Here is a 23,576-nt window from a genome sequence, read left to right on the forward strand (position 1 = left end):
GTAGCTTCATCGGTTTAGCTTCCCTGCCTGGTTCGCCAAGGTCATACATTCCTTGAACCAATGCCATGTGCACGGTTGCGGAAATTTGTAGCACGGGTGTGCGCGTCACTCAGTCTGATGTACCCGAAGTGTTGCTAACTGCGACCAATTCTGAACCCTCGGTTCAGGATGCCGGCCTAGCGGCTAAGGCGGGGACCTTATCTGGAACGGCATCGGACTTCGGTTCGATGCCGTTTTTCTTTGGTCGTCGTTTTTTCGTTTGAGCGCCTTTTTCAGGGGCTTTTCCGTACGCGCCTGCTGTTGTTGCGCTTCGTTCAATCTCACACGCTCACTCCGATTCATGCGCTACTGGCTGATGAAGTCCGAACCGGACGAAGCAAGCATCGACGACCTCGCCAACGCACCTCATCGCACCTTGCCGTGGACCGGCGTACGCAACTATCAGGCGCGCAACTTCATGCGCGACGTGATGCAGGTCGGCGACGGCGTGCTCTTCTATCATTCGAGCTGTCCGGAGCCCGGCATCGCGGGCATCGCGGAGGTCTCGTCGACCGCGTATCCGGACCCTACGCAGTTCGATAAAAAGAGTCCGTACTACGACGCGAAATCGTCGCCGGAAACGCCGCGCTGGATGCTCGTCGACGTCGTGTTCAAGAAGAAAATCGGGCTGATTCCGCTTGCCGCGCTGCGCGAGCATGCCGAATTGCAGGACATGCGCGTGCTCGCCAAAGGCAATCGCCTGTCGATCACGCCGGTGACCGAAGCCGAATGGCGCTTCATCACTAAACAGCTGGTTTAAGGGCGAACGCGCGACGCGGCACCTGTCGTGATCGCATCCAGGTCATCGTTTCCGATGCGGCGGCGAAGCACTAATTGGGGAACCAAGCGTCGGTAAAACGCGCCTAATCGGTCGACGAAAGCGTGAACTCGAACCGGCCGCTCGACGGCAAGCCGATGCATTCACCAGCGCATCCGTCAAACCGCGCGCCACTACCCGGCGCTCGCGTCGAACGTGCACAACCTGTTCAAAAGGATTCCAGTCATGACGACAAAAACCGCACGGTCCCTCGCACTTGCGCTCGCCTTGGGCGCGCCTGTGGCACTCGCACTGAACCCTGCGACCGCTCGAGCGCAGACCATGATGCCGCAGCCCTCGGGCGTGCTGTCGCTGAATGCGCAGGCGAGCGCGGAAGTCCCCCAGGACGAAGTCGAAATCACGCTGTTTTACGAGCAGGAAGCGAGCGAGCCGTCGTCGCTGACGTCGACGCTGAACGAACGCGCCGACGCGGCATTGCAGAAAGCGCGCGGCGTCAGCGGCGTGACCGCGCGCTCGGGCGCGTTCTCGATCTTCCCGTCGACGGACCGCGACGGACGCATCACGACGTGGCGCGGCCGCACGGAAGTCGTGCTCGAATCGCGCGACTTCGCCGCGGCATCGAAGCTCGCCGGACAGATGGCATCGATCATGCAGGTTGGCAACGTGCGTTTCTCGCTGTCGCCGCAAGCGCAGCGCGCGGCCGAACAGCGGCTCAGCGGCGAGGCGATCAAATCGTTTCGCGAGCAGGCCGCGGCGTCCTCGCAGGCGTTCGGCTTTAGCAGCTATTCGATCCGCGAGGTCAACGTGAGTCACAGCGGCGTGATGCCGCGTCCGATGATGATGATGAGCGCACGCGCGATGGGCGCCGACGCGAAGAGCGCGCCGCTGTCGCTCGAAGGCGGCACGTCGACGGTGACGGTCAACGTGTCGGGGTCGGTGCAGATGAAGTGACGCGCAAGCGCAAGCCCAAACAGAAAACGCCACGGCATCCATCGATGCCGTGGCGTTTTTTCATGCAACACTCGCTACGCTAGCCGAGCGCCGCTCAGTTCGCGCCAACCGCCTGCGCCTGCTCGCGACGCCCACGGCGATACGCCCACACCATCAGGCCGATGCCCGCGAGAATCATGGGCAGCGACAGCCATTGACCCATCGACAGCCCCATCGCGAGCAGGCCGAGGAAATCGTCCGGCTCGCGCGCGAATTCGACCGTGAAGCGCGCCAGGCCGTAGCCGATCAGGAACATCGCGGAAATCGCGCCGAGCGGCTTCGGTTTGCGCGAGAAAAAGATCAGCACGAAGAACAGCGCCACGCCTTCGAGCGCGATCTCGTACAGCTCCGACGGATGTCGCGGCAGCATGTGATATTGCGCGAACACTTCGTTCAGATGCCATTGCGCGGCCAGTTGCGGATGCGTGGCGAGCCATGTGGCGTCGTCAGGCGCGGCGCCGGGAAACAGCATCGCCCACGGCGCCGACGGATCGGTCACGCGGCCCCACAGCTCGCCGTTGATGAAGTTGCCGAGGCGCCCCGCCGCGAGGCCCGTGGGCACCATCGGCGCGACGAAGTCGGTGACTTGCAGCCACGAGCGCTTGCGCTGATAAGCGAACAGCATCATCGCGATCGTCACGCCGAGAAAGCCGCCGTGAAACGACATGCCGCCTTCCCACACCTTGAAGATGTCGAGCGGATGCGCGAAATAAAAGCTCGCCTTGTAGAACAGCACATAGCCGAGCCGGCCGCCGAGGATCGTACCTAGCACGCCGTAGAACAGCATGTCGTCGATATCCTTCGCGGTCCAGCCTTGCGCGGCGACGTACGGCAGCCGCAGCCGCAACCGGGCGACGACGATCGCCGCGACGAATGCGACGAGGTACATCAAGCCATACCAGCGCACGGCGAGCGGCCCCAGATGGATGGCGACAGGGTCGAAATTGGGGTGAATGAGCATCGTGTAGTTATGGGCAGTTCAGGTTCGAAAGCAGTTTTTACAGGGAATCAGAAGCGGGATCTAGACACGCGACGCGACGCTCGCCGCATGCGCGCGCACGATGTCAATGAAGCCCGCCAGCACCGGGCTGACCTCGTCGCTGCGCCAGACGAGGCCCGTCTCGATCGCGGGCACCGACTCGGACAGCGGCCGGTACACGACGCCCGTGCGCCGCAGGTTACGCAACGATTGCGGCACCAGCGCGACGCCCATGCCGGCCGACACGAGACTCACGATGGTCTGCATCTGGATCGCCTCCTGGCCGATCCGTGGCGCGAGGCCCGCAACGCCGTAGCAATCCATAATGATGTCATAAAAGCCTGGCGCGAGACGCCTTGGGAAGATCACGAGCGGCGCGTCGGCGACATCGCGCAGGCTGACGGGCATGTCGAGCCATTCGGCGGCGGGGTCTTCGGCGGCGCTGCCCTTGCCGTTTGCGTTCACGCTGCCCCGCAAGCCTTGCGCCATCTCCGTCGACATCGCGATCACGAGCGGCTCGCGCGCGATCGGCAGCCACGACAGCTGCGCCGCATGCCGCGACGGCAGCGGCGCGATCACCAGACCCGCGTCGATACGCCCGGCCACCAGTTCCTCGACCTGCACGTCGCTGGTCGCCTCGGTCAGTTCGAGCCGCACGCGCGGATGCCGCGCGCCGAAATCGCGCAGCAGCAGCGGCAGTAGGCCGTAATCCGCAGTCGACACGAACGCGAGCGACAGCACGCCCGCCTCGCCGCGCGCGAGGCTCTGCGCGAGCGGCCTGAGCCCTTCCGCGGCCGCGAGCAGCCGCTGCACCTCCGGCAACAGATCGGCGCCGACCGCCGTCAACTCGACCGAGCGCTTGGTACGCGCGAACAGCTCGACGCCGAGCGTCTCCTCGAGCGCGCGGATCGCCTGCGACAGCGGCGGCTGCGTCATCGACAGACGCGCGGCCGCGCGCCCGAAGTGCTTTTCCTCGGCGACGGTGACGAAATAGCGCAACTGGCGCAGGTCGGGGATCGTCGGCAGCATGATTGATATATTTTACGACCTGAACAACCGCGAATAATACACACGACGCGTGTCACGCAAAACCGCCGGTTTGCACGGTCTGGCGGAACTACACTGAACGGATGCGCGCGCGCACGCCGCCGCGCGCTTTCATCAGAACAGCCAGACTGGAGCTCCCCATGGCCTACAACCGTCGTTCGAAGAACATCACGCAAGGCATCGCGCGTTCACCGAATCGCTCGATGTACTACGCGCTCGGCTACCAGAAGGAGGATTTCGACAAACCGATGATCGGCGTCGCCAACGGCCACTCGACGATTACGCCGTGCAACGCCGGCCTGCAGCGTCTCGCCGACGCGGCCGTCACCGCGATCAGGCGCGCCGACGCGAACCCGCAGACCTTCGGCACGCCGACGATCTCGGACGGCATGTCGATGGGCACCGAGGGCATGAAGTACTCGCTCGTGTCGCGCGAGGTGATCGCCGATTGCATCGAGACCTGCGTGCAAGGGCAATGGATGGACGGCGTGGTCGTGATCGGCGGCTGCGACAAGAACATGCCGGGCGGCATGATCGGCCTCGCGCGCATGAACGTGCCGGGCATCTACGTGTACGGCGGCACGATCCGGCCGGGCAACTGGAAAGGCACCGATCTGACGATCGTGTCGTCGTTCGAGGCGGTCGGCGAATTCACGGCGGGCCGCATGTCGCAGGAGGATTTCGAGGGCATCGAGAAAAATGCGTGTCCGTCGACCGGTTCGTGCGGCGGCATGTACACGGCCAATACGATGAGCTCGTCGTTCGAGGCGCTCGGCATGTCGCTCATGTATTCGTCGACGATGGCGAATCCCGACCAGGAGAAGGTCGACTCGGCCGCCGAATCGGCGCGTGTGCTCGTCGAAGCCGTCAAGAAGGATCTGAAGCCGCGCGACATCATCACGAAGCAGTCGATCGAAAACGCGGTTGCCTTGATCATGGCGACCGGCGGCTCGACCAACGCGGTGCTGCACTACCTGGCGATCGCGCACGCGGCCGAGATCGAATGGACGATCGAGGACTTCGAGCGCATGCGCAAAAAAGTGCCGGTGATCTGCAACCTGAAGCCGTCGGGGCAGTACGTCGCCACCGATCTGCACAAGGCGGGCGGCATTCCGCAGGTGCTGAAGATCCTGCTCGACGCCGGGCTTCTGCACGGCGATTGCATGACGATCACCGGCAAAACGATCGCCGAGGAGTTGAAGGACGTACCAGCCAAGCCGCGCAGCGATCAGCAGGTGATCTTCCCGATCGACAAGGCGCTCTACGCCGAAGGCCATCTCGCGATCCTGAAGGGCAATCTGGCCGAAGACGGCGCGGTCGCCAAGATCACCGGGCTCAAGAACCCCGTCATCACGGGCCCGGCGCGCGTGTTCGACGACGAGCAGAGCGCGCTCGAAGCGATCCTCGCCGACAGGATCGTCGCCGGCGACGTCGTCGTGCTGCGCTATCTTGGCCCGAAGGGCGGCCCCGGCATGCCGGAAATGCTCGCGCCGACCTCGGCGATCATCGGCAAGGGGCTCGGCGAATCGGTCGGGCTCATCACCGACGGCCGCTTCTCGGGCGGCACCTGGGGCATGGTGGTTGGGCACGTCGCGCCGGAGGCGTTCGTCGGCGGCACGATCGCGCTCGTGCAGGAAGGCGATTCGATCACGATCGACGCGCACCAGCTGCTGCTGCAACTGAACATCGACGATGCCGAGCTGCAGCGCCGCCGCGCCGCATGGCAGGCGCCGAAGCCGCGCTACACACGCGGCGTGATGGCCAAGTATTTCGCGCTCGCGCAGCCGGCGAATCGAGGGGCAGTGACGGGGTAATGACCACGGCCGGCGTGGCCCGCCCCGACAGGGATAACCCGCCGCCACGTTACGCGAAAACGCAAGGGGCGCACGAAAATCCGTGCGCCCCTTTGCTCTTATAATGCGTGCACCACGAGCCGGGCATCTGCACTGGCGGAGACCATAATGAAATCGATGTCGTACGCGGCCGTGGCAGCCACTGTTGCGCTCGCCGCCGCATTGAGCGCCGCCAGTCCCGCAGCCCGTGCCGAAACAGCCGGGCTCGCGCTCGCCCAGCAGAAGAACTGCATGAGCTGCCACTCGGTCACTCGCCCGTTCATGGGGCCGGCGCTGCACGACGTTGCTATCCGTTATGCGGGACGCGAAGACGCCGCGACCTATCTGAAGCGCAAGATCCTCGATGGCGGCACCGGCGTATGGGGAACCGTGCCGATGCCCGCGAACACGCAACTGACGCCCGATCAGGCGGCCACGCTGGCGGCTTGGGTGCTGACGCTCAAATAACGGCGCTCTCAGGTCACCGCGGCGTCAACGCGAGCGCCGCGCGATTTCTTCTTCCACCGCTTCACGTACCCAATCGGTCATCTCGGCTTCGAGCGTCTGCGCGACCTCGCGCGTGATCTGACTCACGAGCAGACTCGTTTGCTGCTGCACTGCATCACGGCAGCGCGCCTCGATGATGCCGCGCCCCTCGCCCGTCAGAAAACGCTGGAAGCGTCCGTGCAAACGTGCGGCGAGCGCGTCGGCATCGAGCGTGGGCTGAGCGGGAGCGCCTTCGTGCGCGCCTTCATGGTCGATATCCGGCGGCACGGTCGCGCCGGCTTCGAGCGGTATGAAGGGCTCGGTACGATCGAACACGCCGGGCGACACCTCCACGTCCTCACGCAAGTCATCATGCAAGTCGTCATGCCCATGTCGCACATGAATGCCGTGATGCGGCCGTGCGTGTTTTCTCGGGTGCGTGTGATCAGCCACGTGCGGCTGATGAAGCTCGGTCTGCGCGAGAGGCTCATGCTCCGCCGCATGCGGGGCTTCTCGCGTCGGCATCGGCTCCGGCACGAGCACGGGCTCCGGCGAACTCAGTTGCTCGGGCGTGGGCACCGGTTGGGGCGCGAGTACCGGCTCGGGCGCCAGCGTCGGGTCGGCTCGATGCGCGGGCGGTGGCACGAACGCGGGCTCCGTGCGGGAAGCGGCCTCGGGCACCGCCGCCGGTTGCGCGACCGCTGGGCTTGCGGGCTCGGCGCCCGGCTGGGATGCAGGCGCGGCGGCATCGGTCGACGCCTCGCGCGTCTCGCGCGCGCGGCCCGGCACGAGGACCTCGTTCAGGACCGGAATCGAATTGTCGTGGGGATCGGACACGTGCGCTCTCCGTGTTTGAGTCGAAGCCAGGGCAGGCGGTCCGCATGCCGCGTTCCTCGCGGCCATGACGCGCAGCGCAACGAACTAGCCGCCCTGCTTGTAGTTGTTCAAAGCATAGCCGCGATCGCGATAGAAGCGATAGCGCTCGCGGCCCGCAGCGAGTTCCTCGTGTGCGTTACCGACCACTTCGAGCAATCTTTCGAAGCGCGCGAACTGCGCCGGAACCGTTGCGCCCAGATTGAGCAGCACCTGATGATGCGGCACGTCGTCGAGATTCGTGGCCAGCACGACGGGCGTGTCGGCGGCAAGCGGCGTGCCTGCCATGCAGTGCGGCACGAAGTCGAGCGGCGAGAAGGTCCACAGCATTTCGTCGAAGGCGCGCAGGCGCGCGGGCTCGGCCAGCACGACGAGCGGCTGGCCCGCCAGATACGCCTTGCGCACGAGGCGACACGCGTACAGCAGCGAATCGCCGACGTTCGAGTGAAAGTCGATTCTCGTCATCGGCCGCTCCGCCCCGCTTGCCGCGCGCCGTGCGCGCGCTTACCGCACCGCGTCATTGGCCGGCGCGGTCGATCAGGAACTGCGCGAGCAGCGGCACCGGACGGCCCGTCGCGCCCTTCGCGGTGCCGCTCTTCCACGCGGTGCCGGCGATGTCGAGATGCGCCCACGGGTACGAATCCGTGAAACGCGACAGGAAGCACGCGGCCGTCACGCTGCCCGCCGGACGCCCGCCGATATTCGCGACGTCCGCGAAGTTCGACTTCAGCTGGTCCTGGTACTCGTCGTCGAGCGGCAGGCGCCATGCCGGGTCGGCCGCTTCGCGCGACGCGTCGAGCAGTTCGCCCGCGAGCGCGTCGTCCTTCGAGAACAGGCCGCTGTTGTGATGGCCGAGCGCGATGATGCAGGCGCCCGTCAGCGTCGCGATGTCGATGACCGCGGCCGGCTTGAAGCGCTCCGCGTAGGTGAGCGCGTCGCACAGAATCAGGCGGCCCTCGGCGTCGGTGTTCAGCACCTCGATCGTGAGGCCCTTCATGCTGGTGACGATGTCGCCCGGCTTGGTGGCCGTGCCCGACGGCATGTTCTCGACGGCCGGAATGATGCCGACCACGTTGATCTTCAGGCCCATCTCGGCGACCGCGCGCAGCGTGCCGAGCACCGAGCCCGCGCCGCACATGTCGTACTTCATCTCGTCCATGTCCTCGCCCGGCTTCAGCGAGATGCCGCCCGTGTCGAACGTGACGCCCTTGCCGACCAGCACGACCGGCGCGGCCTTCGCGGCGGCGCCCTGGTACTGCAGCACGATGAACTGCGCCGGCTCGACCGCGCCCGCGGTGACCGACAGGAACGAGCCCATCTTCAGCGCTTCACACTGTTTCTCGCCGAGCACCTCGACCTTCAGCTTCCAGTCTTTCGCGAGCTTCTTCGCGGTGTTCGCCAGATAGGTCGGCGTGCAGACGTTGCTCGGCAGATTGCCGAGCTCGCGCGTCAGGTCCATGCCGTTGGCGAGCGCGGCGCCCTGCCTGGCGGCGAGCTTGGCGGCCTTCTCGTCACCGGTGTTGACGCTGAACACGATGCGCTTCAACGCGCGCGGCGTGTTCTCCGGCTTGCTCTTCATTTGCGTGAAGCGGTAGGTCAGCTCGCGCAGCGCGAGGATCGCGGCGCGCACGCACCAGTCGGCCGTGCGTTCGAGCACCGGCAGTTGCGCGAGCGTGAACGTGACCTGCACGATCTTCGTGCCGAGCAGCGCGCGCCATGCGGCGCGGACCGCCTCGCCGTAGGCTTTCTGACTGAAAGCGTCCTGTTTGCCGAGCCCGACGAGCAGCACGCGCGACGCGCCGATGCCCGACACCTCGTGCAGGAACAGCGTGGTGCCCGCCTTGCCGTCCATGTCGCCTGCCTTGATGACGCGCGTGAGCAGGCCCTTGGTGGCCGCGTCGATCTCCAGCGCGGCGCCCGACAGCGTTTGCGACTCGAACACACCGATCACGATGCAATCGGATTTCCCCGTCAGGAAACCGTTCGTCGAGCCTTTGGTCCAATCACAGGCTTTTATGCTAAAGTCCATCGCGCTTGTCCTCGGATAAAATCTGGGCTTAAGATGAAAGCCGCAATTATCCGCTATTTTTCCCGCGGCGGCTGCACCGGAGGCGTGACGGGAACGAACACCCGCGCGTCGCCGTGAGCGCCCCCTCTCGTCATCAACAATGATCTTTGAACGCTCCCTCCAGCGCGAGCTCGCGTACACGGCTGGCGCCGTGTTCATGGTTCTCCTCACGCTCGTGCTGACGACGATGATGATCCGCATCGTCGGCTTCGCGGCCTCGGGCGAGGTCGACCCGCGCGACGTGCTGGTCCTGATCGGCCTCACCGTGATCGGCTATCTGGCCATCATGCTCGTCGCGACGCTGTTCGTGTCGATCCTGTTCGTGCTCACGCGCTGGTACAAGGACTCCGAGATGGTCGTGTGGCTGTCCTCGGGCGTCAGTCTCACGCAATTCATCAAGCCGATCGGCATTTTCGCCACGCCGATCATCATCCTGATCATGTTCTTCGTGTTCGTCGGCTGGCCGTGGTCGAACCAGCAGAGCAAGCTGATCCGGGCGCGCTTCCAGCAGCGCGACGAAGTCTCGCTGCTCGCGCCGGGGCAGTTCCGCGAATCGCCGACCACGCATCGCGTGTTCTTCATCGAGAAGATGTCGCCCGACCAGGGGCATGTGGAAAACGTGTTCGTGACGAGCACCGAGGGCGGCAAGGTCAACGTCGTGGTGTCGAAGAACGGCCACATCGAGACGCACAAGAACGGCGACCGCTTCGTCGTGCTGGAAAACGGCCGCCGCTACGACGGCGAACCGGGCCACCCCGATTTCCGCATCATGGAGTTCGAGCGCTACGGCGTGAAGATCCAGAGCCAGCCGGTCGTCAATACGCCGACCACCACCGGCTTGCCGACGCTCACGCTGCTGCGCAATCCCACTAAAGAGAACCTCGCCGAATTCGCGTGGCGCGCGGGTCTTCCGTTGATCGCGATCAACCTGATGCTGCTCGCCATTCCGCTCGCGCACCAGAACCCGCGGCGCAGCCGCACGATCAACCTCGTGATGGCCGTGTTGATCTACCTCACTTATTCGAATCTGCTGAACGTCGTGCAGGCGTGGATCGAGCAGGGCAAGATGTCGTTCGGCGTCGGGCTCGTGATCCTGCACGTGATCGTGCTCGGGATCGTCGCGTTCATCTTCTGGATGCGGGTGCGCAACCGGCCGCTATTTACGCGCGCCATGTTCAGCCGTTCGCAGGGAGCCTGAGCGATGCGCATTTATGAAAGGTATTTCGCGCGTCAGATCTATCTCACGTTCGTGTTCATCCTGTTTGCATTTTCAGGTCTGTTCTTCTTCTTCGACCTGATCAACGAACTGAACTCGGTCGGCCACGGCAACTACAAGTTTCAGTACGCGGTGCTGCGCGTCGCGCTGCAAACGCCGTCGCGTTTCTACGAAATCATTCCGGTCGCGGCGCTGATCAGCGCGATCTACGTGTTCGCGCAGATGGCGGCGAACTCCGAATACACGATCTTCCGCGTATCAGGCCTCGCGACGAATCAGGCGCTGCGCTCGCTGCTGAAGATCGGCATTCCGCTCGTGATCGTCACCTATCTGATCGGCGAAGTGGTCGGCCCGTATACGGATCAGCTCTCCGAGCGCGTGCGGCTCGAGGCGCTCGGCTCGTCGGTGTCGAGCAACTTCCAGTCGGGAGTGTGGGTCAAGGACACGCTGACCGAGCGCGCCGACGGCGAGCAGGTCACGCGCTTCGTCAACGTCGGCGAACTGAAGCCCGACGCGACGATCAGCAACGTGCGCATCTACGAATTCGATTCGAAGTTCCGCCTGACGAACATTCGCATCGCGAAGAGCGGCCGCTATCAGCCGCCGGGCCACTGGCTGCTGACCGGCGTGACCGATACGCAACTGCTCGACGTGGCCCCCGCTCCGGGTACGCCGGCAGATGCGCTCAATCCGGTCTATCGCGCGAAACAGGTCACGCTGCCCGAGTATTCGCTGCGCTCGGAGCTGACGCCGCAGATCCTGTCGGTGCTGCTGGTGTCGCCGGACCGGATGTCGATGTTCAATCTGTTCCGCTATATCCAGCATCTGACCGAAAACCATCAGGACACGCAGCGCTATGAAATCGCGCTGTGGCGCAAGGTGCTGTATCCGTTCGCGGTGTTCGTGATGCTGGTGCTGTCGCTGCCGTTCGCGTATCTGCATACGCGCGCGGGCGTGGTCGGCGTGAAGGTGTTCGGCGGCATCATGCTCGGCATGAGCTTCCAGCTGTTCAACACGCTGTTCTCGCATATCGGCACGCTCAATACGTGGCCCGCGCCGTTGACCGCGGCGACACCTGGGCTCGTCTACCTGGTGCTGGGGCTCGTCGGGTTGAAGTGGGTCGACCGGCACTAACGCCAGTGCGTTGAGGGGCATCGTCAAGGAGCTGATGCGATGGCTATGCACGGACTGATTCTGTTTGGCCACGGCGCGCGCGATGCGCGCTGGCGCGAGCCGTTCGAACGGCTCGCCGACAAGCTGCGCGCCGCGCGCGCGGCGACGGGCGAAGCTCCTGCGGTTACGCTCGCCTTTCTCGAACTGATGGAGCCCGACCTGCCGACGGCCGTCGCGCAACTCGTCACGCAAGGCTGCGATGCGATCACCGTGGTGCCGGTGTTCTTCGGGCAAGGCGGTCATGTCCGCAAGGATTTGCCCGCGATCGTCGATCATTGCCGCGCCGCGCATCCCGGTGTCGAGATTCGCTGCGCGGTGGCGGTCGGCGAGGATGATTCGGTGCTGGATGCGCTCGCGCAGTATTGCCTGCGGCAGCTCTGATTTTTTCGTTCTGATTGCTCAGATTCGCCGCTCTCGGCTCGGCCCTGCCGAGGATATTCAGGCCGCGACCAGCATCCCATTCGACGAACGCTTCGCCTCGGTCTGCCGCGCCGCGAACGCCTCGCCGATCATCAACAGACTCGGCTGCGACGCATCGACCCAGCGCTGCGCTTCGCCGGCCGCAAGATCTTCCAACGTCAGCGTCAGCATGCGTTCGCGCGGCGTGCTGCACGCCTCGACGATCGCCACGGGCGTCGTCGCGGGCTTGCCAGCATCGATCAGTTGCTGCGCGATTTCGACGCCGCTGTCGCGGCCCATGTAGAACACCAGCGAATCGGCGTTGACCTGCTCGCGGATCTCATCGGAACCTGGCGCGCGGCTGAACGTCGCGAGCGCGACGCTGCGCGACACGCCGCGCAGCGTCAGCGAACGCTTCAGCGTGGCCGCGCTCGCCAGCGCGGCGGTGATACCCGGCACGACTTCATACTCGATGCCCGCGGCTTCGAGCGCGCGCATCTCTTCGTCGGCGCGGCCGAACAGCATCGGATCGCCGCCCTTCAAACGCACGACCACGTCGTGCTCCAAAGCCGCATCGACGATCTGCTTGTTGATGAACTGCTGGGCCGTCGATAGCTGGCCGCAGCGCTTGCCGACCGCAATGCGCTTCGCGCGCGCGGGCGCGTAGTCGAGCATCGCCGGCTCGACCAGCGCGTCGTGCAGCACGACGTCGGCGGCGCCGAGCAGCCGCGCGCCGCGCACCGTAATCAGGTCCGCGGCACCGGGTCCCGCGCCGATCAGATAAACCTTACCCATTGACATCAACCTGTTCGTTGGAGCGTACGCGGCGGCGCGTTGCGCCGCCTGTGTGGGCCGTCCGTCGCCTGCTAGCCTTGCCGTGCTCAGGCGGAAAACGCGCGGATCATGCCGGCGGCGACCGTGTGGTTCGTCGCCTCGTCGATCAGCACGAACGCGCCGGTGCCCTGATGCGAGTCGTACGCGTCGCACACGAGCGGCTTCTGCAAGGTCAGCGCGACACGACCGATATCGTTCATCGCCAGTTCCTTGCGATCGGTCGCCTGCGACAGCGTATGCACGTCGAGCACTTCCTTGATCGCGCCGATCTTGGCGAACACCGTGCTGGTGGTCTGCTTCAGCAGATACTTGCGCTGCGTCGACAGCGGCGTGTCGTCGAACCAGCAGAGGTCCGCTTCGACCTTCTTCGCCGGCTCCGGCGCCGCTTCGCGCAGCACGAAGGTGTCGCCGCGCGACACGTCGACGTCTTCCGCGAGACGGATCGTCACCGTCTGACCGGCGAACGCACGGTCCACCTGCGCGGTGCCGCCGACCACCGGCGCGATGATCTCCGCCACGGTCGCTTCGCGATTGGCCGGCAACACGACGATCGTGTCGCCGAGCTTCACTTCGCCCGATTCGACCCGGCCCATGTAGCCGCGGAAATCGTCGGCCCGGCTGCCGTCCTGGCGCGCGACCCACTGCACTGGAAAGCGCAGCGCCTCGCCGTTCGCGGTTTCGACCGGCAGCGCTTCGAGCACGTCGAGTAGCGGCTCGCCCGCGTACCACGGCATGCGCTCGCTCGCCGTGACGATGTTGTCGCCCTTCAGCGCCGACACCGGCACGAAGCGCACGTCCTGCAGACCGAGGTGACGCGCGAGCTCGACGTAGGCGTCGCGGATCTCGTTGAAGCGCGCTTCGCTGTAGTCGACGAGGTCCATCTTGTTGATCGCGACGATCACGTGCTGCAGACCGAGCAGCTTGACGATCGCGCTATGACGCTTGGTTTGCGGCAGCAGTTGCGCGACGCCGTTTTCGAACGTCACGCGCGTCGCGTCGACGAGAATGATCGCCGCATGCGCGGTCGACGCGCCCGTCACCATGTTGCGCGTGTACTGCTCATGACCCGGCGTATCGGCGATGATGAACTTACGCTTGGCGGTGGCGAAGTAGCGGTAGGCGACATCGATCGTGATGCCCTGCTCGCGCTCGGCTTCGAGGCCGTCGGTCAACAGCGACAGATCGATTTCGTCGCCGACGGTGCGCTTGTTCTTCGCGCGCGACAGCGCCGAGAGCTGGTCGCTCAATACCGCCTTGCTGTCGTACAGCAGGCGGCCGATCAGCGTGCTCTTGCCGTCGTCGACGCTGCCCGCGGTGATGAAACGCAGCACGCCGAGGTCTTCTGGTTGATGAATACTGCTCATGGTTGCTTTGCCTTCGTCGTGTGCTTAGAAATAACCCTGCTTCTTGCGCTGCTCCATCGCCGCTTCCGACACCTGGTCGTCCATCCGCGTCGCGCCGCGTTCCGTGATTTCGGTGACGGCCGTCTCGGCGATGATCTTCTCGATGACGTCCGCGTCGCTTTCGACCGGGCACGTGCAGCTGATGTCGCCGACCGTGCGGAAACGCACGAGCGCCTGTTCGCTCGTTTCACCTTCGCGCATCGGCGTGAGCGGCGTGACCGGCACGAGCAGGCCGTTGCGGCGCACGATCTCGCGCTGGTGCGCGTAGTAGATGGACGGCAGTTCGAGCTGTTCACGCGCGATGTACTGCCACACGTCGAGCTCGGTCCAGTTCGAGATCGGGAACACGCGCATGTGTTCGCCGTTGTGCAGACGCGCGTTGTACAGGCTCCACAGTTCCGGGCGCTGCGCCTTCGGGTCCCACTGGCCGAATTCGTCACGGAACGAGAAGATGCGCTCTTTCGCGCGGGCCTTTTCCTCGTCGCGGCGCGCGCCGCCGATCATCGCGGTGTAACCGTACTGCTCGATGGTTTCGAGCAGCGTCACCGCCTGCGCGGCATTGCGCGAATCCGTTTCGCGACGCAGACGCACGGTGCCGCGCTTGATCGAATCTTCAACATGGCCGACCACCAGTTCCGCGCCGATCTGTTGCGCGCGACGATCGCGGAAGTCGATCACTTCGTCGTAGTTGTGGCCCGTGTCGATATGCACGAGCGGGAACGGTAGCTGCGTTTTGCGGTTCGCACCGAGGCCGAACGCCTTCAGTGCGAGCGCGAGCACCACGACGGAATCCTTGCCGCCCGAAAACAGCAGCGCCGGCTTGCTGCATTCGGCGACCAGTTCGCGCAGGATGTGAATCGACTCGGCTTCGAGCCAATCGAGGTGATCCATCCGGTTGACCGTGTTGGCAAGTGGAGCGTTGACAGTGGAATCGAGCGTGGTGCTCATAGCGGGTCCTTCGTTGGTTCGCCCGGCAAGCGCTGCTCGCACGGGCGAAAATATTCAGATCGGTTTCGGCGGTAGTGCGCCGCAAGCTCGGTACGCGGCGCTCAGGCCGACGCGTTTTCGTTGCGCTCGACCGCAATCGGAGTAATCGCCGTGATATGCAAGCCGCATTCCTTCGTATCGCGCGACTCCCACCACCAGCGCCCCGCCCGGCTGTCTTCGCCGGGGCGGATCGCACGCGTACACGGCTCGCAGCCGATGCTCGGATAACCGCGCGCATGCAGCGGATTGACCGGCACGTCGAACGCACTAAGATAATCCCAGACTTCGGCTTCGGTCCAGTCCGCGAGTGGATTGAACTTGGCGATATTGCGCGCGCCGTCGTGCTCTTCCTCGTGCAGCTCGGCACGCGTGACCGATTGCTCGCGACGCTGCCCGGTCACCCAGGCGCTGACCTCGGCAAGCGCGCGATTGAGCGGCTCGACCTTGCGGATCTCGCAGCAGCGCTTGCGCAGCTCGACGCTTTCATAGAATGCGTTCAGGCCGTGCCCGTTCACATACTGCTCGACCGCAGCCGCCTGCGGATGAAACTGCTCGATGTCGTAGCCGTAGCGCTCTTTCACGCGGTCGAGCATGCCGAGCGTTTCCGCATGCAGACGCCCCGTGTTCAGCGAAAAGATGCCGATCTTCACGCCGCGCGACAGGATCGCATGCGTGAGCAGCATGTCTTCGGCCGCGAGGCTGCTCGCGAGCTTCACGTTCGCGTGACGCGCGGCGATCGAGTCGAGCAGCGCGTCGAGACGCTCGACCTTCGCTGCGAGCTCCGGGCTCAACGATTGCGCGGTGCTCATGCCGGGACCTTGCCGGCGCCAGCCTGCGCGGCACGGCGGCGGAACAGCGGCGACGTGTCCACGGCGCCCTGGTACTGCACGCTAAAGTCGTCGAACGCTTTCAACGCGTCGTTGATGTCCTTGTCGGCGCGCAGTGCATACGCGTCGAAGCCGCAGCGGAACATGAACGTGATCTGGTCGCGCAGCACGTCGCCGATCGCGCGCAGTTCGCCCTTGTAGCCATAGCGCTCGCGCAGCAGACGGCCGATGCTGTAGCCGCGGCCGTCGCGGAACACCGGGAAGTCCACGGCGATCAGCGCGAGCTTGTCGAAGTCGCCGGCGATGTCCGCCGGTTCGTTATCCGGCGCGAGCCATACGCCGATGTCGGCGGCTTGACGCGCGGCCACGAGCGCTTCACGCTCGGCCTGCCACAGCGCCAGCGGCACGATGACCTTGCCGGGCGGCAGTTCGGCCACTGCCGGCAAAGCGCCGTCTTCCGCGGCACGCACGACGCTCCAGTCGTCGTCGACGATCGCGCGGTTCTTGATGATTGAAGCCATCTGTTCAGTATCCTTTCGCGGTTACGCGTGAGCCGGTTGACGCGCGGCGTACACGCGCTCCTTGAACGGCGCGATGCCGATGCGGGTGTACGTATCGATGAAACGCTCGCCTTCCTGGCGGTTTTCCACGAACGTATCGATCACCTTCGTCATCACGTCGGGCATTTCCTCGGCCGAGAACGACGGGCCGATCACGCGGCCAAGGTGAGCGCCGGTCGCGCCGGTGCCCTGCTCGCCGCCGAGCGTCACCTGGTACCACTCGGAGCCGTCCTTGTCGACGCCCAGAATGCCGATGTTGCCGACGTGATGGTGACCGCACGCGTTGATGCAGCCCGAGATGTTCAGCGACACGTCGCCGAGGTCGTACACGTAGTCGAGATCGTTGAAACGTTCCTGGATCGCGAGCGCGATCGGAATCGACTTCGCATTCGCGAGCGAGCAGAAGTCACCGCCCGGGCACGAGATGATGTCGGTCAACAAGCCGATGTTCGGCGTCGCGAAACCCTGCGCCCTGGCCTTTTCCCACAGCGCGAACAGGTCGCGCTTCTTGACGTCGGCGAGGATCAGGTTCTGTTCGTGCGACACGCGGACCTTGCCGAACGAGTATTCGTCGGCCCAGTCGGCGACCGCGTCCATCTGCACGTCCGTCGCGTCGCCCGGCGCAACCGTGGTCGGCTTCAGCGACAGCGTGACCGACGCGTAGCCCGAGACCTTGTGCGGACGCACGTTACGCTCGACCCAGCGCGCGAACGCGCGGTTTTCCAGCAGATGCTTTTCGAACGACGTATCGGTGTCCGGCAGCTTGTCGTAAGCGGGCGGCGCGAAGTATTGCGTCACGCGATCGACTTCGGCCTGCGTGAGCGTCGACGGGCCGTCCTTCAGGTGCTGCCACTCTTCTTCGACCTGCGCGGCGAACTTCTCCGGCGACAGCGCCTTCACCAGAATCTTGATACGCGCCTTGTATATGTTGTCGCGGCGGCCGTAGCGGTTGTACACACGCAACACGGCTTCGCTATAGGTCAGCAGGTGCTGCCACGGCAGATCGCGGCGGATCACCGCGCCGACGATCGGCGTGCGGCCCAGACCACCACCGGCGAGGATGTCGGCCACCAGTTCGCCCTGTTCGTTCTTGCGCAGATACACGCCCATGTCGTGGATCTGCACAGCCGCGCGGTCTTCCTTCGAACCCGACACCGCGATCTTGAACTTGCGCGGCAGCCACGCGAATTCGGGGTGGAACGTCGACCATTGACGCAGGATTTCGGCCCACGGACGCGGATCGACGACTTCGTCGGGCGCGACGCCGGCGAATTGATCGGCGGTGATGTTGCGGATGCAGTTGCCCGAGGTCTGAATGCCGTGCATCTGCACGGCGGCGAGCTTGCGCAGGATTTCCGGCGTTTCTTCGAGCTTGATCCAGTTGTACTGGATGTTCGAACGCGTCGAGAAATGGCCGTAGCCGCGGTCGTGTTCGCGCGCGATCTGCGCGAGCACGCGCATCTGGTCGCTGCGCAAGTTGCCGTACGGAATCGCGATGCGGTGCATGTACGCGTGGCGCTGGTAATACAGACCGTTCTGCAGGCGCAGCGGACGGAATTCCTCTTCGCTCAATTCGCCCGACAAGCGGCGGCGAACCTGATCGGCGTACTGCGCGACCCGTTCATCGACGATGGTCTGGTCGTACTGATCGTATTGGTACATTCGGGGGCCCCAATTTTTCGAAACTTGCGTGACACGCGACCGTCCGGATCGGCCGCGGCTTGAATACCGGCTTTGTCAGCTATCGCAAGCGAGCGTTTAGACCCATCGCTCATTTGCTTATAACAAATACAGATATCCATATTGAAAAAGATGGACAGATCGTAATAAACTCGCCTTATATTTCAAACGACTAAAAAATTCTTTTTATATGCGGCGAGGTTATATATGAACCTGCACCAATTCCGCTTCGTCCGCGAGGCTGTGCGGCAGAACTTCAACCTCACCGAAGCGGCCAAGTCGTTGTTTACCAGCCAGCCGGGCGTCTCGAAGGCGATCATCGAGCTGGAGGACGAACTTGGCGTCGAAATCTTCACCCGCCACGGCAAGCGCGTGCGCTCGCTGACCGAGCCGGGCCGCATCATATTGCAATCGATCGAAAAAATCCTGCAGGAAGTGGAAAGCCTGAGGCGGGTCGGCAAGGACTTCGCGGCGCAGGACCAGGGCAATCTGACGATCGCCGCGACCCACACGCAGGCGCGCTACTCGCTGCCCGCGGCGATCGCGGAGTTCAAGAAGCGCTTTCCGAAGGTTCACCTTTCAATTCTGCAAGGCAGCCCGACCCAGGTCGCCGAAATGGTGCTGCACGACCAGGCCGACCTCGCGATCGCGACCGAGGCGATCTCGAACTACAAGGATCTGGTGTCGCTGCCCTGCTTCCAGTGGCACCACGTCGCGGTGATGCAGTCCGACCATCCGCTGCTCGAGCGCAAGCTGCTGTCGCTCGACGACCTGACCCAGTACCCGCTGATTACGTACGACAACGCGTTCGCCGGCCGCACCAAGATCAACGAAGCGTTCCGCCTGCGCGGGCTGCACCCGGACATCGTGCTCGAGGCGATCGACGCCGACGTGATCAAGACCTACGTCGAGCTGGGCCTCGGCGTCGGCATCATGGCCGACATCGCGTTCAACGCCGAGCGCGACCGCCATTTGCGCGCGATGCCGGTCGGCCATCTGTTCGGCAGCAACGTGACGCGCGTCGCGCTGAAACAGGGCGCGTATCTGCGCAGCTACGTGTACACGCTCGTCGAGCTGCTGTCGCCGAGCCTGAACCGCAAGCTGATCGAGCAGGCGCTGACGGGCGAACACGAAACCTATGAGCTTTGAACCGCTTCCATACCGCTCTCTCGCTACGGAGACCTTCCGATGAAGTTGCATAACAATAAAGTACGCAACACCCTGCGCGGCCTCGCGGCCGCGGCGCTGCTCGTCGCCGGCGCGGCGCACGCCGACCTGAAAGTCGGCATCGACCTGTCGAACACGGGGCCGGCCGCCGTCATCGGCATCACGAGCAAGAACGCGATGCTGATGTGGCCGCAGACGATCGCCGGCCAGAAAGCCGACTACATCTTCCTCGACGACGCGTCCGACCCCGGCAACGCCGTGCGCAACATCCGCAAGCTGATCAACGAGGACCACGTCGACGTGGTCGTCGGCCCGAACATCACGCCGGCCGCGATGGCCGCGCTCGATCCGGTCGCCGACAGCCAGACGCCGATGATCACGCTGATCGGCTCGGCCATCGTCGTCGAGCCGCAGGAAGGCAAAAAAATCTGGGCCTACAAGATGGCGCAGACCGATAGCGCGATGGCCGACGTGATGACGCGCTACATGTCGAACCACGGCGTGAAGACGGTCGGTTTTATCGGTTTCGCGGATGGCTACGGCGAAAGCTGGCTCAACGAGTTCAGCAAGTTCGCTGCGCTGCGCCATATCCAGCTGGTCGCGACCGAGCGCTACAACCGCACCGACGCGAGCGTGACCGGCCAGATCCTGAAGCTGATGGCCGCGAAGCCCGACGCGATCCTGATCGCCGGCGCGGGCACCCCAACGGTACTGCCGCAGCGCACGCTGATCGAGCGCGGCTACAAGGGCCCGATCTATCAGACGCATGGCATCGCGACGCCGGAGTTCATCAAGCTCGGCGGTAAAGACGTGGAAGGCACGCTGTTCCCGACGCAACCGGTCGTCGTCGCGCGCACGCTGCCGGCCGATCATCCGTCGAAGAAGGCGGCGCTCGCGTTCGTCGACGCGTACGAGGCGAAGTACGGCCCCGGCAGCGTCACGCAGTTCGCGGGCGACGCGGCCGGCGTGTACCCGCGCCTGCAGGACGCCGTCGCGCGCGCGTTGAAGACCGCGCAGCCGGGTACGCCGGCGTTTCGCGTCGCATTGCGCGACGAGCTCGAACACGCGCATGAGCTGGTGGTGCCGAACGGGGTCGTCAATACGAGCCCGAAGGATCACGTCGGCCTCGATCAGCGGGCGAGCGTGATGGGCACCATCAAGAACGGCAAGTTTGTTTACCTGAGCCAGTAATCTGGCATCGGGGCGCCGATCAGGCGCCCCTGACGGCGGCTTCGCGAATGTGGAAGCCGCCGTTCGTTCAGCGGGCACCCCATCCGCTTTCATTCGCCTTTCGGCAGAACTTCCCTCACAGCGCGTCCGCACGATCGGCCACACCGCACCAGCGAACGCCTACACTGCATGGATCCGCTTCTCCGTTGGCGCATTGCACGCGTGCGACGCATGCTGCGTCACGGTCGACGCGTTGCCCGTCCGGCAGACCTGATCACGCGAACGCTGCCGGAGCACAACATCCGCACGGGAGCCATGATGGCCACCGCTTCGATCGCAGAGAACGCCAGCGCTGGCATCGTCACCGTTGCAAGCACCCATGCGGGCGACGCGACCGCCGAGCGTCTTCAAACCTTGATTCTGGAGCGAGGGCTGACGGTTTTCGCGTGCATCGATTTCAGCGGTGACGCTGGGCGCGAGGGACTGGCGATGCCGTTCAGCCGGCTCCTGATCTTCGGCAATCCCAAAGCCGGTACACCGCTGATGCAACTCGCGCCGACCGCCGCGCTCGATCTTCCTTTGAAGGTGCTCGTCTGGGAGGACGCGGACGGCCGTGCGTGGCTATCGTTCAACTCGACGGCCTATCTTCGTGAGCGGCATGGTCTGCCGGACGACTTGATGAAGCCGGTGAGCGGTGTGGCCGCCCTCGTCGATGCGGCCGCGCGATAACGCGTCGAACCAAGGAGACCGCCATGTCCATGCACGCTCTGATCCTCAGCCAATACAACGGCCCGCTCGAATACACGCCGCTGCCCCGCCCGGAACCCGCTGCCGGCCAGGTCCTGGTGCGCGTCGCCGCGAGCGGCCTCAATCCGCTCGACATCAAGATTCGCGCGGGCGAGGCCGCGCACGCGCAACACCCGTTGCCGCTCGTCCTCGGCATCGACCTCGCGGGCACGGTGGAGGCGCTCGGCGATGGCGTCGGCGGGTTCGCTGTCGGCGACAACGTGTATGGCATGACCGGCGGCGTCGGCGGCATCCAGGGGTCACTCGCCGAGTATGCTGCGGTCGATGCCGCCCTGCTCGCCCATGCGCCGCGCAATCTGTCGATGCGCGAGGCCGCCGCGTTGCCGCTCGCGTTCATCACGTCGTATGCGGGTATCGTCGATCGCGCGCATCTGCAAGGCGGAACCAAGGTGCTGGTCCAGGGTGGCGCCGGAGGGGTCGGCCACATCGCCGTGCAACTGGCGCGCGCGCTCGGCGCCGACGTCTATGCAACCGCGAGCGCACACAATGCCGAGCTGGTGCGGCGGCTCGGCGCGACACCTATCGACTACCGCGCGCAGACGGTCGAACAGTATGTGGCGAGTTTGACCGATGGCGAAGGCTTCGATCTGGTCGTCGATACGGTAGGGGGGGCCTCGCTCGATGCGTCGTTTTCCGCGGTCCGGCATTTTGGGCACGTGGTCAGTGCGCTTGGCTGGGGGACGCATGCGCTTGCGCCGCTGTCGTTTCGTGAAGCCAGCTATTCAGGAATCTTCACGCTGTATCCGTTGCTGACCGGTCGATATCGCGCGCACCTCGGCGAGATGATGCGCGAAGCGACGCGGCTCGTGGAAAGCGGCGCGCTCGCGCCCGTGGTCGATCAGACACGGTTCGATTTGCGCAGCGCGGACGAGGCCTATCAGCTCGTTGCCAGTGGGACTGGACGTGTGAAGGTGGTGGTCGACGTGGATACCGCGCAACGCTGACCCGGTCACGAACAACCCGTCGAAATCAGCGCCGTCACCCGACTCAGGTATGCTGGGCCCTTTGTAACCGCTTCCGTTCAAGGGGAGACCATGCGGCGCGTTGTATTCAATCAGAAAGGTGGCGTAGGCAAATCGACCATCGTCTGCAACCTGGCGGCCATCAGCGCGAGCGAAGGGCTGCGCACGCTGGTGATCGACCTCGACGCTCAGGCGAATTCGACCCAGTACCTGCTCGGCGCCCAGGCGAGCGAGGTCAACCCCACTGTCGCGGGCTTCTTCGAAACCGCGCTCGGCTTCAGCTTCAAACCCGTGGAAGCGACCTCGTTCATCCATCCGACGCGCTTCGAGAATCTCGACGTGATGCCCGCCCATCCCGACCTCGACACGCTGCACGGCAAGCTCGAATCGCGCTACAAGATCTACAAGCTGCGCGACGCGCTGAACGAACTCGACATGTACGACGCGATTTACATCGACACGCCGCCCGCGCTGAACTTCTACACGCGCTCGGCGCTGATCGCCGTCGAGCGTTGTCTGATTCCGTTCGACTGCGACGACTTCTCGCGTCGCGCGCTCTACACGCTGCTCGAAAACGTCAAGGAGATCCAGCAGGATCACAACGACGCGCTGCAGGTGGAGGGCATCGTCATCAACCAGTTCCAGCCTCGCGCGAGCCTGCCGCAAAAGCTCGTCGACGAACTGATCGGCGAAGGCTTGCCGGTGCTGGGGTCGCGCTTGTCATCGTCGGTGAAGATCCGTGAGTCGCATCAGCTGGCGACACCCGTCATTCATCTCGATCCGGGGCATAAGCTCGCGCAGGAGTATCGGGCGTTGCATCGGGAGTTGAGCGAGTAAGGCGGAGCGCGGCGCCGAAGCGCGAGCGCGAGCCACCCTTCTCCGCTGTCGCTGAGCGGGTCGTGGTTCATCGCGTGTTTTTCGTCCGTAGTCCCCAACCGCATACCGTCGGCAAAATTGTTAAAGTAACGCTCTCGTCAATCAGCCGCCGCAGTCCCCATCATGCGCACCACCCGAGCCATCCACGCCGTCGAGCGCCTGAAAACGCGCAGCGGCAACCCGCGCTTCGCCGCGATCAGTCTGTCGGGCGGCCTGTTCTACCTGGTCGACAAATCGAGCGGAGCCGACAAGAAAGTGTCCGACCCGCTGACGCTCGACGACTTCGTCAAGTTCGTCGACGCCTACGGCCCGCAGAAGCCGCGCAAGGCCAGCAAGCTCGATATCGCGTTCGAAGCGCAGATCAAGAAAAGCAAGGGCGGTTGACGCTTCGGCAGCTTCGTCGATCTGGCGTTTTGTTGCAAC

At 64.5% G+C, this 23,576-nt stretch carries 24 protein-coding genes and 1 other RNA gene; 14 read left to right on the top strand and 11 right to left on the bottom strand.

The window, feature by feature from the left end:
* Positions 1 to 17: 17 nt before the first annotated feature.
* The 3 genes from ssrS to HWY30_RS08290 all read left to right on the top strand — a co-directional run bounded on the left by ssrS (position 18) and on the right by HWY30_RS08290 (position 1,768).
* Positions 18 to 199: non-coding RNA, 6S RNA (ssrS, locus tag HWY30_RS08280), on the top strand.
* Positions 200 to 340: 141 nt separating this feature from the next.
* Complete coding sequence (locus HWY30_RS08285; RefSeq protein ID WP_090803419.1) at positions 341 to 799, top strand: EVE domain-containing protein; 459 nt, start codon at positions 341 to 343, stop codon at positions 797 to 799.
* Between the two features lie 243 nt (positions 800 to 1,042).
* The gene (locus tag HWY30_RS08290; protein ID WP_090803418.1) at positions 1,043 to 1,768 is read left to right on the top strand and encodes an SIMPL domain-containing protein; all 726 of its coding nucleotides are present in this window, start codon (positions 1,043 to 1,045) and stop codon (positions 1,766 to 1,768) included.
* A 94-nt stretch (positions 1,769 to 1,862) separates the two neighbouring features.
* Here the strand turns inward: HWY30_RS08290 and lgt are convergent, their stop codons facing one another.
* Both lgt and HWY30_RS08300 read right to left on the bottom strand, forming a co-directional pair.
* A complete protein-coding gene (lgt, locus tag HWY30_RS08295) occupies positions 1,863 to 2,768 on the bottom strand; it encodes a prolipoprotein diacylglyceryl transferase (RefSeq protein WP_090803416.1) in 906 nt (301 codons plus the stop codon).
* A gap of 60 nt (positions 2,769 to 2,828) precedes the next feature.
* Positions 2,829 to 3,815, bottom strand: coding sequence for a LysR family transcriptional regulator (locus tag HWY30_RS08300; RefSeq protein WP_090803415.1), 987 nt, complete (start codon positions 3,813 to 3,815; stop codon positions 2,829 to 2,831).
* 158 nt (positions 3,816 to 3,973) lie between these two features.
* On the opposite strand from HWY30_RS08300, the gene ilvD reads away from it, so the two are divergent.
* Complete coding sequence (gene ilvD / locus HWY30_RS08305; RefSeq protein ID WP_090803414.1) at positions 3,974 to 5,647, top strand: dihydroxy-acid dehydratase; 1,674 nt, start codon at positions 3,974 to 3,976, stop codon at positions 5,645 to 5,647.
* Between the two features lie 147 nt (positions 5,648 to 5,794).
* Positions 5,795 to 6,133, top strand: coding sequence for a c-type cytochrome (locus tag HWY30_RS08310; protein ID WP_090803412.1), 339 nt, complete (start codon positions 5,795 to 5,797; stop codon positions 6,131 to 6,133).
* A gap of 24 nt (positions 6,134 to 6,157) precedes the next feature.
* On the opposite strand, the gene HWY30_RS08315 is transcribed toward HWY30_RS08310, so the two are convergent.
* The 3 genes from HWY30_RS08315 to HWY30_RS08325 all read right to left on the bottom strand — a co-directional run bounded on the left by HWY30_RS08315 (position 6,158) and on the right by HWY30_RS08325 (position 9,053).
* Positions 6,158 to 6,988, bottom strand: a complete 831-nt coding sequence (locus HWY30_RS08315) for a DUF2486 family protein (RefSeq protein WP_090803411.1) — start codon at positions 6,986 to 6,988, stop codon at positions 6,158 to 6,160.
* A gap of 84 nt (positions 6,989 to 7,072) precedes the next feature.
* A complete protein-coding gene (locus tag HWY30_RS08320) occupies positions 7,073 to 7,489 on the bottom strand; it encodes a DNA polymerase III subunit chi (protein WP_018419682.1) in 417 nt (138 codons plus the stop codon).
* 52 nt (positions 7,490 to 7,541) lie between these two features.
* Positions 7,542 to 9,053: a leucyl aminopeptidase gene (locus HWY30_RS08325; RefSeq protein ID WP_090803409.1), complete on the bottom strand. Its 1,512-nt coding sequence runs from the start codon at positions 9,051 to 9,053 to the stop codon at positions 7,542 to 7,544.
* Between the two features lie 139 nt (positions 9,054 to 9,192).
* On the opposite strand from HWY30_RS08325, the gene lptF reads away from it, so the two are divergent.
* From lptF to HWY30_RS08340, 3 genes are read left to right on the top strand one after another with little or no spacing between them, the layout of a single operon-like run.
* Entirely contained in the window at positions 9,193 to 10,290 is a 1,098-nt protein-coding gene (gene lptF, locus HWY30_RS08330) for an LPS export ABC transporter permease LptF (RefSeq protein ID WP_090803407.1), read from the top strand.
* A 3-nt stretch (positions 10,291 to 10,293) separates the two neighbouring features.
* On the top strand, positions 10,294 to 11,442 hold the full coding sequence (gene lptG, locus HWY30_RS08335) for an LPS export ABC transporter permease LptG (protein ID WP_090803406.1): 1,149 nt from the start codon (positions 10,294 to 10,296) through the stop codon (positions 11,440 to 11,442).
* A gap of 39 nt (positions 11,443 to 11,481) precedes the next feature.
* Positions 11,482 to 11,862, top strand: coding sequence for a sirohydrochlorin chelatase (locus HWY30_RS08340; RefSeq protein ID WP_018419678.1), 381 nt, complete (start codon positions 11,482 to 11,484; stop codon positions 11,860 to 11,862).
* A gap of 57 nt (positions 11,863 to 11,919) precedes the next feature.
* Here the strand turns inward: HWY30_RS08340 and cobA are convergent, their stop codons facing one another.
* The 6 genes from cobA to HWY30_RS08370 all read right to left on the bottom strand — a co-directional run bounded on the left by cobA (position 11,920) and on the right by HWY30_RS08370 (position 18,153).
* A complete protein-coding gene (gene cobA / locus HWY30_RS08345; RefSeq protein ID WP_090803404.1) occupies positions 11,920 to 12,675 on the bottom strand; it encodes a uroporphyrinogen-III C-methyltransferase in 756 nt (251 codons plus the stop codon).
* Positions 12,676 to 12,761: 86 nt separating this feature from the next.
* The gene (locus HWY30_RS08350; protein ID WP_090803403.1) at positions 12,762 to 14,078 is read right to left on the bottom strand and encodes a sulfate adenylyltransferase subunit 1; all 1,317 of its coding nucleotides are present in this window, start codon (positions 14,076 to 14,078) and stop codon (positions 12,762 to 12,764) included.
* A gap of 24 nt (positions 14,079 to 14,102) precedes the next feature.
* On the bottom strand, positions 14,103 to 15,065 hold the full coding sequence (gene cysD, locus HWY30_RS08355) for a sulfate adenylyltransferase subunit CysD (protein WP_090803401.1): 963 nt from the start codon (positions 15,063 to 15,065) through the stop codon (positions 14,103 to 14,105).
* A 101-nt stretch (positions 15,066 to 15,166) separates the two neighbouring features.
* Positions 15,167 to 15,913, bottom strand: a complete 747-nt coding sequence (locus HWY30_RS08360; RefSeq protein ID WP_090803400.1) for a phosphoadenylyl-sulfate reductase — start codon at positions 15,911 to 15,913, stop codon at positions 15,167 to 15,169.
* Entirely contained in the window at positions 15,910 to 16,452 is a 543-nt protein-coding gene (locus HWY30_RS08365; protein ID WP_090803398.1) for a DUF934 domain-containing protein, read from the bottom strand. Before HWY30_RS08365 ends, HWY30_RS08360 begins: the two co-directional genes overlap by 4 nt.
* Positions 16,453 to 16,473: 21 nt before the next feature.
* Positions 16,474 to 18,153: a nitrite/sulfite reductase gene (locus HWY30_RS08370; protein WP_090803397.1), complete on the bottom strand. Its 1,680-nt coding sequence runs from the start codon at positions 18,151 to 18,153 to the stop codon at positions 16,474 to 16,476.
* A 225-nt stretch (positions 18,154 to 18,378) separates the two neighbouring features.
* Here HWY30_RS08370 and HWY30_RS08375 point away from each other — a divergent pair, with 225 nt between their 5' ends.
* The 6 genes from HWY30_RS08375 (at position 18,379) to HWY30_RS08400 (ending at position 23,537) form a co-directional block, all read left to right on the top strand.
* Positions 18,379 to 19,320, top strand: a complete 942-nt coding sequence (locus HWY30_RS08375) for a CysB family HTH-type transcriptional regulator (RefSeq protein WP_090803395.1) — start codon at positions 18,379 to 18,381, stop codon at positions 19,318 to 19,320.
* A gap of 39 nt (positions 19,321 to 19,359) precedes the next feature.
* Positions 19,360 to 20,529 carry an ABC transporter substrate-binding protein gene (locus HWY30_RS08380; protein ID WP_090803394.1) on the top strand — a complete coding sequence of 390 codons (1,170 nt, stop codon included), beginning with the start codon at positions 19,360 to 19,362 and terminating at the stop codon, positions 20,527 to 20,529.
* A 168-nt stretch (positions 20,530 to 20,697) separates the two neighbouring features.
* On the top strand, positions 20,698 to 21,237 hold the full coding sequence (locus HWY30_RS08385) for a DUF302 domain-containing protein (RefSeq protein ID WP_244144828.1): 540 nt from the start codon (positions 20,698 to 20,700) through the stop codon (positions 21,235 to 21,237).
* A 23-nt stretch (positions 21,238 to 21,260) separates the two neighbouring features.
* The gene (locus HWY30_RS08390; protein WP_090803392.1) at positions 21,261 to 22,259 is read left to right on the top strand and encodes a zinc-dependent alcohol dehydrogenase family protein; all 999 of its coding nucleotides are present in this window, start codon (positions 21,261 to 21,263) and stop codon (positions 22,257 to 22,259) included.
* Positions 22,260 to 22,349: 90 nt separating this feature from the next.
* The gene (locus HWY30_RS08395; protein ID WP_090803391.1) at positions 22,350 to 23,114 is read left to right on the top strand and encodes a ParA family protein; all 765 of its coding nucleotides are present in this window, start codon (positions 22,350 to 22,352) and stop codon (positions 23,112 to 23,114) included.
* 162 nt (positions 23,115 to 23,276) lie between these two features.
* Positions 23,277 to 23,537: a hypothetical protein gene (locus HWY30_RS08400; RefSeq protein WP_090803389.1), complete on the top strand. Its 261-nt coding sequence runs from the start codon at positions 23,277 to 23,279 to the stop codon at positions 23,535 to 23,537.
* Positions 23,538 to 23,576 lie beyond the last annotated feature (39 nt).

It is taken from the genome of Paraburkholderia tuberum STM678 (assembly GCF_902833905.1).
Classification (GTDB): Bacteria; Pseudomonadota; Gammaproteobacteria; order Burkholderiales; family Burkholderiaceae; genus Paraburkholderia; species Paraburkholderia tuberum.

Bases quoted from the DNA above. Each gene is read 5' to 3' on its own strand.
- HWY30_RS08285 (WP_090803419.1), top strand. From the start codon at position 341: ATGCGCTACTGGCTGATGAAGTCCGAACCGGACGAAGCAAGCATCGAC.
- HWY30_RS08290 (WP_090803418.1), top strand. From the start codon at position 1,043: ATGACGACAAAAACCGCACGGTCCCTCGCACTTGCGCTCGCCTTGGGC.
- lgt (WP_090803416.1), bottom strand. From the start codon at position 2,768: ATGCTCATTCACCCCAATTTCGACCCTGTCGCCATCCATCTGGGGCCG.
- HWY30_RS08300 (WP_090803415.1), bottom strand. From the start codon at position 3,815: ATGCTGCCGACGATCCCCGACCTGCGCCAGTTGCGCTATTTCGTCACC.
- ilvD (WP_090803414.1), top strand. From the start codon at position 3,974: ATGGCCTACAACCGTCGTTCGAAGAACATCACGCAAGGCATCGCGCGT.
- HWY30_RS08310 (WP_090803412.1), top strand. From the start codon at position 5,795: ATGAAATCGATGTCGTACGCGGCCGTGGCAGCCACTGTTGCGCTCGCC.
- HWY30_RS08320 (WP_018419682.1), bottom strand. From the start codon at position 7,489: ATGACGAGAATCGACTTTCACTCGAACGTCGGCGATTCGCTGCTGTAC.
- HWY30_RS08325 (WP_090803409.1), bottom strand. From the start codon at position 9,053: ATGGACTTTAGCATAAAAGCCTGTGATTGGACCAAAGGCTCGACGAAC.
- lptF (WP_090803407.1), top strand. From the start codon at position 9,193: ATGATCTTTGAACGCTCCCTCCAGCGCGAGCTCGCGTACACGGCTGGC.
- lptG (WP_090803406.1), top strand. From the start codon at position 10,294: ATGCGCATTTATGAAAGGTATTTCGCGCGTCAGATCTATCTCACGTTC.
- HWY30_RS08340 (WP_018419678.1), top strand. From the start codon at position 11,482: ATGGCTATGCACGGACTGATTCTGTTTGGCCACGGCGCGCGCGATGCG.
- cobA (WP_090803404.1), bottom strand. From the start codon at position 12,675: ATGGGTAAGGTTTATCTGATCGGCGCGGGACCCGGTGCCGCGGACCTG.
- HWY30_RS08350 (WP_090803403.1), bottom strand. From the start codon at position 14,078: ATGAGCAGTATTCATCAACCAGAAGACCTCGGCGTGCTGCGTTTCATC.
- cysD (WP_090803401.1), bottom strand. From the start codon at position 15,065: ATGAGCACCACGCTCGATTCCACTGTCAACGCTCCACTTGCCAACACG.
- HWY30_RS08360 (WP_090803400.1), bottom strand. From the start codon at position 15,913: ATGAGCACCGCGCAATCGTTGAGCCCGGAGCTCGCAGCGAAGGTCGAG.
- HWY30_RS08365 (WP_090803398.1), bottom strand. From the start codon at position 16,452: ATGGCTTCAATCATCAAGAACCGCGCGATCGTCGACGACGACTGGAGC.
- HWY30_RS08370 (WP_090803397.1), bottom strand. From the start codon at position 18,153: ATGTACCAATACGATCAGTACGACCAGACCATCGTCGATGAACGGGTC.
- HWY30_RS08375 (WP_090803395.1), top strand. From the start codon at position 18,379: ATGAACCTGCACCAATTCCGCTTCGTCCGCGAGGCTGTGCGGCAGAAC.
- HWY30_RS08380 (WP_090803394.1), top strand. From the start codon at position 19,360: ATGAAGTTGCATAACAATAAAGTACGCAACACCCTGCGCGGCCTCGCG.
- HWY30_RS08385 (WP_244144828.1), top strand. From the start codon at position 20,698: ATGGATCCGCTTCTCCGTTGGCGCATTGCACGCGTGCGACGCATGCTG.
- HWY30_RS08390 (WP_090803392.1), top strand. From the start codon at position 21,261: ATGTCCATGCACGCTCTGATCCTCAGCCAATACAACGGCCCGCTCGAA.
- HWY30_RS08395 (WP_090803391.1), top strand. From the start codon at position 22,350: ATGCGGCGCGTTGTATTCAATCAGAAAGGTGGCGTAGGCAAATCGACC.
- HWY30_RS08400 (WP_090803389.1), top strand. From the start codon at position 23,277: ATGCGCACCACCCGAGCCATCCACGCCGTCGAGCGCCTGAAAACGCGC.